The 9329-nt window shown below is 59.7% G+C and carries 13 protein-coding genes and 1 riboswitch; all 13 genes read right to left on the bottom strand.

All coding sequences use genetic code 11. From position 1 onward, the window contains the following. Positions 1 to 483, bottom strand: a 483-nt coding sequence (locus tag V3W31_09070) for a cobalamin biosynthesis protein CbiG (GenBank protein MEE9615075.1), incomplete at its 3' end; no start/stop codon positions are given. Next, the gene (locus tag V3W31_09075; GenBank protein MEE9615076.1) at positions 480 to 1193 is read right to left on the bottom strand and encodes a creatininase family protein; all 714 of its coding nucleotides are present in this window, start codon (positions 1191 to 1193) and stop codon (positions 480 to 482) included. The genes V3W31_09075 and V3W31_09070, both read right to left, overlap by 4 nt. Before the next feature lie 37 nt (positions 1194 to 1230). Then, the gene (locus V3W31_09080) at positions 1231 to 1635 is read right to left on the bottom strand and encodes a VanZ family protein (protein MEE9615077.1); all 405 of its coding nucleotides are present in this window, start codon (positions 1633 to 1635) and stop codon (positions 1231 to 1233) included. Next, entirely contained in the window at positions 1601 to 2359 is a 759-nt protein-coding gene (gene cobM / locus V3W31_09085; GenBank protein MEE9615078.1) for a precorrin-4 C(11)-methyltransferase, read from the bottom strand. The genes V3W31_09080 and cobM overlap by 35 nt, the downstream gene beginning before the upstream one ends. Further along, positions 2352 to 3098: a precorrin-2 C(20)-methyltransferase gene (gene cobI, locus V3W31_09090; protein ID MEE9615079.1), complete on the bottom strand. Its 747-nt coding sequence runs from the start codon at positions 3096 to 3098 to the stop codon at positions 2352 to 2354. Before cobI ends, cobM begins: the two co-directional genes overlap by 8 nt. Continuing rightward, entirely contained in the window at positions 3095 to 4336 is a 1242-nt protein-coding gene (gene cbiE, locus V3W31_09095; GenBank protein ID MEE9615080.1) for a precorrin-6y C5,15-methyltransferase (decarboxylating) subunit CbiE, read from the bottom strand. Before cbiE ends, cobI begins: the two co-directional genes overlap by 4 nt. A 3-nt stretch (positions 4337 to 4339) precedes the next feature. Further along, positions 4340 to 5437, bottom strand: coding sequence for a cobalt-precorrin-5B (C(1))-methyltransferase CbiD (cbiD, locus tag V3W31_09100; protein MEE9615081.1), 1098 nt, complete (start codon positions 5435 to 5437; stop codon positions 4340 to 4342). Next, a complete protein-coding gene (locus V3W31_09105; protein MEE9615082.1) occupies positions 5413 to 5808 on the bottom strand; it encodes a hypothetical protein in 396 nt (131 codons plus the stop codon). Before V3W31_09105 ends, cbiD begins: the two co-directional genes overlap by 25 nt. Positions 5809 to 5821: 13 nt before the next feature. Next, positions 5822 to 6007 (bottom strand): CbtB-domain containing protein, encoded by a 186-nt coding sequence (locus V3W31_09110; protein MEE9615083.1) that lies wholly within the window; start codon positions 6005 to 6007, stop codon positions 5822 to 5824. 36 nt (positions 6008 to 6043) lie between these two features. Next, complete coding sequence (locus V3W31_09115) at positions 6044 to 6292, bottom strand: hypothetical protein (GenBank protein ID MEE9615084.1); 249 nt, start codon at positions 6290 to 6292, stop codon at positions 6044 to 6046. A 27-nt stretch (positions 6293 to 6319) separates the two neighbouring features. After that, positions 6320 to 7381 (bottom strand): precorrin-8X methylmutase, encoded by a 1062-nt coding sequence (locus V3W31_09120; protein ID MEE9615085.1) that lies wholly within the window; start codon positions 7379 to 7381, stop codon positions 6320 to 6322. Between the two features lie 106 nt (positions 7382 to 7487). Further along, positions 7488 to 7719: riboswitch (cobalamin riboswitch) on the bottom strand. A 150-nt stretch (positions 7720 to 7869) separates the two neighbouring features. Further along, positions 7870 to 8784 (bottom strand): RNA polymerase sigma factor RpoD/SigA, encoded by a 915-nt coding sequence (locus tag V3W31_09125; GenBank protein ID MEE9615086.1) that lies wholly within the window; start codon positions 8782 to 8784, stop codon positions 7870 to 7872. A gap of 122 nt (positions 8785 to 8906) precedes the next feature. Next, positions 8907 to 9329: peroxiredoxin (locus V3W31_09130; protein ID MEE9615087.1), on the bottom strand; the 423-nt coding region annotated here is incomplete at its 5' end.

A 9329-nucleotide genomic window follows, 5' to 3' on the forward strand; every position in this document is an offset into this window, starting at 1 on the left:
CCCCCCCGGCCCCCCTTCGAGTATCGCCGCGTTGACGGCCTTTATCTTCCGCGCGTCTTCTATGGCAAAGCCGAAACGCTTTACGACGTCCTCCACGCACGGAAGCCCGCGAATGTCGGTCGCCGTGGTTATAACCGGCGTTCCGCCTATGAGCCTTGCGACCTTTACGGTAAGCTCGTTCGCCCCGCCGAGGTGCCCGGAGAGGAGGCTTATAACGAAACTCCCTCCCTCGTCCACCACGACCACCGGCGGGTCCTTCGCCTTGCCTTTAAGAAGTGGGGCGACAAGCCTTACCGCTATGGCGACGGCGGAGATAAATACGATCCCGTCTCCGGCCTTGAAGGCCTTCCTGACTTCCTTCGCAAGTCCCCCGTCTTTTAACTCAGCAGGCCGGAAGAGTTTTTTCCCTTTAAAACCCTTGCCTATCTTCCTGCCGAGCCCTAAGCCACGGGCCGTAACCGGAAAGACAGAGAACTTCGTCATAGCTTCTCGATCTGCCTCACAACATCCGTGAGCGTTTCCACCATTATGTCGAAGAATTTTTTCCCTTTCCCGGCCGAAGCCTTTTCCGGGTTGCCCCATACCGCACCCGGCCAGTACTTTACCTTGTCTCTCACAATGAACGGCTTTGGCAGATCAGGGTACTCCTCCTTGCTCCTGCCCTTTACGAGCTCCGGCAGGAGGTGAAGTATGAGGGAGGTCTCCATCTCTCCGGCGTGCGAATCCCCTTTGGTCTCGGCGATCTTAAAGGCCTCAGGTGGGAGGACGTCGTATATAGTGAAGGCGGCAACGTTTATACCGTCTATTTCTTCCACCACCGTCTCGGCCGCCTCCTTCATGGCCGAGGTGTGCAGGCCTCCGGCGTGCCCCGAGACGAGGATAAAATTTCTAAAACCCTTGTCGCAGCCGTCCCTTACTATGTCGCGCGTTATGCGCCTCAAGGTTTCCGGAGTTATGCCGAGAGTGCCGGGGTGCCGGCCCGTCGAACTACAAACACCATAGTGTACGGGCGGGGCGACGAAGACCGGGACCCTTCTTGCGACCTCCTCGGCCACCCTTTCGATAACGAACGTATCGGTACTCAGAGGCAGGTGCGTGCCGTGCGCCTCGACCGTACCGTAGGGGACTATAAGGGTCTTCGTCTTCTTAAGACCCTCCTCGAACTCCTTCATGGTCATATCGGTAAGCTTCATGGCCTCCCCCCCCCCTCCCCCCTGCACCTCGTTTCGTTCAGTTTCCCGGTCCGGATAACCTCTTGTGCATGCGGGCGCCCAGGAATCCGCCCACTCCGTTTGCCGCCGCATCGAAGGGGCTCAAATGCCTGCCGGGCAGAAAACCCTGCCATAGCTCCACAAGCGCCCCGAAGGAAACGCTCAAGACAAAACCCGCGAGCACCACACGGCCCACAGGCCGTCCCCCGCCGTATCCGATGGCCCTTACACACAGAAACCCCATAACCCAGTACGCGGCGACGTGGACGAGCTTATCCAGCCCCGGGACCTTCACCCCGTCAGGGACCGACAAGGAGGAGAGAATAAAAATAACCCCCATGTAAAGCAGGACCGTTACCCACCTGTAGCGGGCCGCATCTCTATCGCGCTCACTTCCTGTAGCCGTGCTTGAACTCTTTGTCATAGAGCTTCGATTTTTTCCCATCTCCCGCGAGGCTCCTCCCTACCATTATAATCGCCTGCCTCGTTATCCCCGCCTCCTTCACCCGGGCGGCTATATCGCCGAGCGTACCGGTAAGAACGCGCTCGTCCTCCCAGCTCGCCCTGTATACGACCGCAGCCGGGGTGTCCGGCGGATAACCGACGCTTAACTCCTCGACCACCCTCTCTATCTTATCCACGCTAAGGAATATGCACATGGTCGCGCCGTGCGAAGCGAGCGAAGACAGCTTCTCCGCCTCGGGCACCGGGGTCCTCCCGGCAATCCTCGTGACGATCACGGTCTGGCTCACCTCGGGCATCGTCAACTCCCGGCCGAGGCTTGCGGCCGAGGCCGAGGCCGAGCTGACGCCCGGGACCACTCCGTAAGCCATCCCTTCCCTTTCGAGTACACTGGCCTGTTCGTTGAGCGCGCTGTAGAAGGCCGTATCCCCGGTGTGGAGCCTCACCACCCTGCGGCCCTCACGCGCGGCCTTTACCATAATACCCGTAATCTCTTCCAGGTCCATCGAGGCGCTGTTATGGATCTCCACACCTTTCCGGCAGTAGCCGAGTATCTTCTCCTTGACGAGCGAGCCCGCGTAGACGACCACGTCCGCCTCTTCGAGGAGTTTCTTCCCCTTAACGGTTATAAGCTCGGGGTCTCCGGGGCCCGCGCCGACGAAGTATATTGTGGAGACCTCAGCCATCCTCGCCCTTCCTCACTATCACCATCGAGAAGTAATCCGGCTCCGTCCCCTTTAACGTCGTAATATCCCTTACCACTTCCTCCTCCGGCCAGCCAGCCCTCTTTATAAAGACCGCCCTCTCGGCGAACCCCGCGTCTACGAGCGTATCGATCAGTTCGTCCATTACGCTCTTTACCTTCATAAGTACGATTGTATCGAAATTTTTTAACGTCTCAGCCACCGTCTTCATGTTCCCGGATGCAGGCACCACGGCCACCCTCTCGTCCCCCTCGGCTATGGCGAGCCCGGCGGCCGAAGCGGCCGCACCGACGGAGCTCACGCCCGGCACGACCTTTACGCTCAACTCCGGGAGGCGGGAGGTGACAAGCGGGACGAGGTAGCTGAAGGTGGAGTAGAAAAGCGGGTCGCCTATGGTTATGAAGGCCACGTCCGTTCCGGCGGAGAGTCTTTCGGCCATAACCCCGGCGGCCTTCTCCCTCGCCTTTGCGAGCCTTTCCGGGTCGCGCGTCATCGGCAGGACGAGCTCTACTAGTTCCTTACCTTCGAGGGGTACGGCCTCCTTTACGACGGAGAGGGCTATGCGCCCTCCCCCTCCGTCCCCTCCGTCCGCGCCCGAGGTGGGCACGGCCACTACCCCGGCAGCCTCGATTACCCTTACGGCCTTCAAGGTCAGTAGCTCCGGGTCTCCCGGACCGATGCCCACGCCCCAGAGCGTGCCGAGTTTTTCTTTTATCTTCATGGCTTAACGGCCGTTATTATAAAGACCGGGTTCTCGGCGTTTAAGAGACTCAACTCACCCACGTTCTTTTTCCTCGCGATATTCATCGACACGACGTCCCACTCCCACCCGCGCTTTTTCAAAAGCCGGGAGGCCTCTCCTATGGTCTCCATCGTAACTGCGTTTACGACGAGCCTGCCGCCGGGCTTTAGCCTCTGGCAGACGTGGCGGAAGATCTCCGGCAATCCCGCCCCTCCCCCTCCTATAAATACGGAGTCCGGGGAAGGAAGTTTTCCCCCCGTAAGGCAGGCCGGGGCCGTGCCGTGGATTATGTGGAGGTTGCCGACTCTAAAGGTTTTTTTGTTTTTTCTTATATCCTTTACCCTCGACGCGGACTTTTCGATTGCGTAGACCTCGCCTCCGGGGGCGAGGCGCGCGGCCTCGATCGCCACCGAGCCCGAGCCAGAGCCTATGTCCCACACCGTACTGTCCGGCCTTAAAGAAAGCTTCGAAAGCGAGACCGTCCTTATCTCTTCTTTCGTAATCATCCCGCCAGCGCGCGCGAAGAGCTTATCCGGCAAGCCGAATGGAGGGAGATTTCTTTTTTCAGGAAGAGCGTTATCTTTTTTTATGAGTATCATCACGTTCAAGGGGGCGAATTTTTTCCTCCTCGCTATCGACCCGAGCGTGCCGGAGGTGACCTTCTCACCCTTTTGGCCGAGCGACTCGCAGAGAAAGACCTTATACCCTCCGGCCCCGCTCTCGACCATCGCGCGGGCTACCGCGGCGGGAGTGTTCTTCGGGTCGGTGTATACCGCCGCCTTTTTATGCTTTATAATCTCCTCTATGGCCCGGTCCATCCCCCTGCCCCCCCTCCCCCCCCTGCCGTGGACGCTCACGACCGCGGCCCCGTTCCAGTCCTCTTTTATCCTGGCGAACGCCTCCTGCACGACACTTACGTTCGGGACTATGCGTACCGAGCCCTTGCCGAATCTCTTTACCATATACGCCCCGACGCCGTAGAGTCCCGGGTCTCCGGTGGCGAGCACGACGACCCTGCCCTTTTTTCCGAAAGCTTTAATGGCGCGCTCCGCCTTCTGAAGGCCTCCGGCAAAGTCCACCCTGCGGCCCTTAAAGCCGGGGAACTCACCTATGTGCCTCCCACCTCCGACGAGCATGCCCGCACCCTCTATGAGGCGAAGGCTTTTTTTCGAGAGGCTCTCCCTGCCGCTAAGCCCCACTCCTATCACGTATATCATCGCTTAAACCTTACAGACTATTTTGCCGTCATAGCCGACGAGCATTGCGCGGACTTTTATCCCGCCTCCGGCAAGCGCCCCGGCATTCTTTCCGACAAGCCCGCAGACGTCCCTTATAACCGTATCAAGCCCCTTTTCCCTGAGGAAGAAAAAGACCTCGCGCGCGGTGTTGGCCTTGAGTATCTTCCTTTGCATAATTTTCGAGACACCCCTTTTATCCGCTACCCCGGCAAGGAAGCCGAGCTCGACGCTCGACCGGGAGCAGTGGGTCTGGAAGTAACCCGAGGCGAGCTTTGTGAACTTCCCGAACTGGCCCGCGACGGTAACTTTTTTTATCCCCTTCCTCTTCGCCGCCTCTTCAAGGGCGAATCCCATGTGGTCGCCGGTAAGTATGCAGGCGGTCTCCGGGAGTTTCAACGCCCGCTCCGCCGCCTTCTCGCTGCTCCGGCCGGTCGAGAGGACCACCTCCGGAAGGCCGGCGGCAACGGCTACGTCGAGCGCGCACGCAATGGAATGCCTGTAGGCATCGAGGGAAAGCGGCTCGACTATGCCGGTCGTACCGAGTATCGAGATGCCGCCGACTATACCGAGCCGGGGGTTCATGGTCTTGCGGGCGAGCTTCTCTCCGCCGGGGACAGAGACCGTGACCGTAAGGGAAGGGGCAACTCCGGCCTCTTTAATAACCTCCCGGACGTTTTGCCTTATCATCTTAAGCGGTACCGGGTTTATTGCGGGACGTCCGGGCGGGATGGCGAGCCCGGCTCTCGTTACGCGGCCCACCCCCACCCCTCCCTTTATGATGATGCGGGTTTTTCCTTTTCCTTTAAGACCCCCCGTTAACTCCACCTCCACGACTATGCGCGCCCGGTTCGTGACGTCCGGGTCGTCGCCCCCGTCCTTTATAACGACGGCCCTCGCCATCTTGCCGGATTTTTTCAGTTCACATATCTTTACCCTTAATACTCCGCCGCCGGGAAGCGTTACCGGCACCGCCCGGGGCCTTTTACCGGTAAGGAGCGCCGCTACGGCCGCCACGGCCGCCGCTGAGGCCGCAGTGCCGGTCGTAAAACCCCTCCTTAACTTATTACCCTTCGCTTCCAAAAGGTCCCTACGATAACGCCGAGTACCGCGATGAGGAAGAAGCCGCGGACGACCTCACCGGTGTGAGTGTAGTACCTGCCCGGCTCCACTGCGCCGAGTATAAGGCCGGCCAGGACCATAAGGCCCCATATGGCGAGCGACACCAGCGCACCCCTAATAACCCAGTTGGTGACCCCGTCTCCCGGCAGTACGGCCAGGAACCCTCCCACGACACTGCCGAAGAGCGTACCCGCGAGCGCGAATGCCAGCGCCTCGCTTACGAGTCCCATCTCCATGTAGGCCCGGCCCGAAGCCCAGCTAAAAACAAAGAGGACCGTGCCCCAGAGGAGCCCTCCGAGGGCGCCGCATATAACGCCCCTTTTGATCTCCATACTTGTCCCTCTCTTAGTGGCAGGCAAGCCCGACGGCGTGCCTGAAACCGTGGAACGCGTCGTGCGCCGCCGTGGACAGACTCTCGGGGCCGAACGCTACGAGCACCATCCCGCACGCCGTAAGCGTCAGCACCGCGCCCCATAGAAGCGCACGCCCCCTGTCTGCTATTGCCGTTTCTTTAACTGCCAGTCTCTCCATATCGTTTCTCTCCTCCTTTATCTTTTATTCCAAGTGTTAGTCGTCGTCATGGCCATGACCCGCGTACGAGCCGTGGCTGTGCGAATGCACTACGCCTCCGTGGCTGTGGCTGTAAGAATGCTCGCGGTCGAACGCGTCGTGCACCGTTGCGGACAAACTCCCGGGTACTAACGGTCCGAACGCCGTAAGCACCATCCCGAACGCCGTAAGCACGAGCGCCGCGCCCCATAAAAGCGCGCGCGCCCGTCCTGCTGCCATCGTTTCCTTGACTGCCCGCCTTTCCATATCGTTTCTTTCCTCCTTTCTCTCTTGCTATAAGCTGTTCGTTGCGGGGGCGTATCCCCCGCAGGCCTCTATTAATAACGCGTTCACGATAGCCACCGCCACCGTGCTACCCCCTTTTTTTCCCCTCGACGTTATATATTCCACGCCCGAGCCAAGGAGCGCTTCCTTCGCCTCCTCGGCGCCGACGAAGCCCACGGGCACGCCCACTATAAGAGCGGGAGACGCCTCGCCGGACTTTATGAGCTTCAATAGCTCCATCAAGGCGGTCGGGGCGTTGCCTATGGCCACGACCCCGCCCTTCATATACTCCGCGCCCTTCCGCATCGAGGCGGCTGTCTTTGTCGAGCCCTCCTCCTTTGCCCTCCTTGCGACGTCCGCGTCCGAAGAGAAGCAGAAGAGTCCGCCGCCGAAGGCCGCGAGCCTTAACCTGTTTATACCCGCCTTGATCATCCTTACGTCGGTTACCACGTTGCCGCCGCCGCGCAGCGCCCCGGTCCCGGCCTTTAACGCTCCGGGACTGAACGAGAGAATATCCTTGAACTCGAAGTCCGCGCTCGTATGGATTACGCGCTTCACTACCGGAAGTTCCTCTTCGGAAAAGGAATTTTCCCCAAGCTCTTCGGTAATGATATTAAAACTCTCCGCTTCTATCGGATGGGGCCGTAGGGGACCGGGGGTTATCGCGGGCGGCGCTGCTGCGGCGCCGTTATTCCCCTCTATCCTTTCGACGGTTATATCGACGAGTTTTTGGTGATAGCCGAGGCTCTGGGTAAGGGTCATCTTGAGGTCGGGATGTTTTCTCTGCGCCTCCTCCATGAGGCGCGGGAGGTCCTTTGTAACGTGCGCGCCCATGTAGAGGAAGAAGGGCATGACGACTATGTCGTTAAAGCCCTCGTCCACCATCTTATCGACACCCTGGAGGAAGTCGGGCTTTTCGATCTGCAGGAAGGCGGGCTCCACCGAGGCGTAGCCGCCCGAGCCGCGTACCGAGAGGGCGACTTCCCGAAGCGTCTCGTTGGCCTCGGCCACCGGGCTGCCGTGGCCGAGCAGCAGCACGGCCCTGCCACTATGCTTTACGCTTCCGGACATTTCTTTCCATTTTCACCACCCCTCCCCATAAAAAAAGACCTCCCATCATACGAAGGGAGGTCATGCGCATTGATTCCCACCCCTCACCTTCTTTACCGTCGAAGAATCGCGTGAGGCGTACCAAGGCAGGTCTCCTGACTTACGGATCGTCCTACTCTCTCAAGCCTTCCCGGCCCCCTTTAGCAACCCCCGGCCAGTGGCGGTTTTTGAGATTTCGTCCCCGTTCACAGTGGCGGGTCCGTTCCCGATTCCCCGGCCTTCTTTGGAAGGCCGGGCCACGGGATTCCCTTTTTGAGCCCCCGCCTTCGGCGGGGGCTACCCAAGTACACTTGTCAAGCTTACCTCAGAGGTAAGGCGGTGTCAAGAGGATGTGCGGTGGTTGCGGCATGAAATCACAAAGGGCAGCGCGGGCCTGGCGTGTCTTCACGCGCAAAGCCCGCATTGCCCTTTTTAAAGCCCCTTGGGGCGGAAAGTTTTATACCGCACCACTATACGGCTTCGGGGGACGTGATCTCCTTTTCCTTGACTATGGCCCTCAGCTTCGAGAGCGCCTTTGTCTCTATCTGCCTTATCCTCTCCCTCGTAACTCCGAAGCGCTTGCCGACCGCTTCGAGGGTCATGGGCTCGCCGTCGAGGCCGAACCTCATGCTAATGACCTCCTTCTCGCTGCACTCGAGGAGATCGAGCCACGCCCTTATCTGGACACCCCTCTGCTCGACGCCTATATACTCGAAGGGCGCGGGGAAGGTCTCGTCCTTCAGCTTGTCGAGGAGGGTCTGGTCGCAGTCCTCGCACGCTACCGCGTCGAGGGAGCACTCCTTTCTAATGACCGTGGAGAGCTTCCTTACATACCGGCCGCTCACGCCCATCTTGCCCGCAAGCTCTTCCTCGGCGGGCTCCCTTTCGAGCGTCCTCTTGAGCTCCCTCCTGGCCTTGCTCATGCGGTTGATGTCGGTGGTTACGTGGATCGGCAGCCTCACCACTTTCCCCTGGTTGATGATGGCCCTCTCCACCGCCTGCCTTATCCAGTAGGTGGCATAGGTGGAGAACTTGCATCCCCGGGTCCCGTCGAAGCGCTCGACGGCCTTTATAAGCCCTATGTTGCCCTCCTCTATGAGGTCCTGCAGCGGAAGGCCCCTGTACATGCGGCGCTTCGCGATACTCACCACCAGACGCAGGTTGGCCTCTATCATCTTCTTCCTGGCCTCCTGGTCTCCCCCGGCTATCTTCCCGGCGAGATCCCTCTCCTCGGCGGCGCTCAGGACCGGGAACTTCCTTATCCCCTTGAAGTACGCCTTTATGGAGCTCGAGGTGGTATCGTTTTCATGCCTGGCTTCCTCTTTTACGCCCGTGTTGTCGCTCTCGGTGTATATTCCGTTCAGGGCGGCTTCTGCGCTGTTCATAACGCCTCCTACTTGCGTGCTTGCCCAGGGCACGCGGTCTGTGAGGTTCGTGTTATCACCTGCCCGCCGTTCGCCTCCACGGCGGACCCTCTACCCTCGCGGCGCATCCAACCCCTACCTCCTTAGAACCTGGACGCCGCGTACTTCTCAAGCCCCTTCTGATCGGGCTTCATGCCCTCATCACCCTTGTTCCAGTTGGCGGGGCATACCTCGCCGTGCTTCTCGTTGAACTGTATGGCGTCGACGACCCGAAGCACTTCGTCCACGTTCCTGCCGAGCGGCAGGTCGTTTATCGTTACGTGGCGGAGTTTTCCCTCTTTATCGATGATGAAGAGCCCCCTAAGGGCTATACCCGGCTTTTCGAGGAGCACGCCGTAGCTCCTGGCTACCTCCTTATCGAGGTCGGCAACGAGCGGGTAGGTTATCTCCCCTATGCCGCCCTTCTTCCTCGGCGTGTTTCTCCAGGCCTGATGGGCAAAGGCGCTGTCCACGGAGACGCCTATCACCTCGGCCCCCCTCTCCTTGAACTCGCCGACCCTTTCGCT

This window comes from Thermodesulfobacteriota bacterium, from assembly GCA_036482575.1.
In the GTDB taxonomy this organism is placed as follows: Bacteria; Desulfobacterota; GWC2-55-46; order GWC2-55-46; family JAUVFY01; genus JAZGJJ01.

What these genes read in the sequence shown, in the direction of transcription:
- V3W31_09075 (MEE9615076.1), bottom strand. Translation starts at nt 1,193, where the DNA reads ATGAAGCTTACCGATATGACCATGAAGGAGTTCGAGGAGGGTCTTAAG.
- V3W31_09080 (MEE9615077.1), bottom strand. Translation starts at nt 1,635, where the DNA reads ATGACAAAGAGTTCAAGCACGGCTACAGGAAGTGAGCGCGATAGAGAT.
- cobM (MEE9615078.1), bottom strand. Translation starts at nt 2,359, where the DNA reads ATGGCTGAGGTCTCCACAATATACTTCGTCGGCGCGGGCCCCGGAGAC.
- cobI (MEE9615079.1), bottom strand. Translation starts at nt 3,098, where the DNA reads ATGAAGATAAAAGAAAAACTCGGCACGCTCTGGGGCGTGGGCATCGGT.
- cbiE (MEE9615080.1), bottom strand. Translation starts at nt 4,336, where the DNA reads ATGATATACGTGATAGGAGTGGGGCTTAGCGGCAGGGAGAGCCTCTCG.
- V3W31_09105 (MEE9615082.1), bottom strand. Translation starts at nt 5,808, where the DNA reads ATGGAGATCAAAAGGGGCGTTATATGCGGCGCCCTCGGAGGGCTCCTC.
- V3W31_09110 (MEE9615083.1), bottom strand. Translation starts at nt 6,007, where the DNA reads ATGGAGAGACTGGCAGTTAAAGAAACGGCAATAGCAGACAGGGGGCGT.
- V3W31_09115 (MEE9615084.1), bottom strand. Translation starts at nt 6,292, where the DNA reads ATGGAAAGGCGGGCAGTCAAGGAAACGATGGCAGCAGGACGGGCGCGC.
- V3W31_09120 (MEE9615085.1), bottom strand. Translation starts at nt 7,381, where the DNA reads ATGTCCGGAAGCGTAAAGCATAGTGGCAGGGCCGTGCTGCTGCTCGGC.
- V3W31_09125 (MEE9615086.1), bottom strand. Translation starts at nt 8,784, where the DNA reads ATGAACAGCGCAGAAGCCGCCCTGAACGGAATATACACCGAGAGCGAC.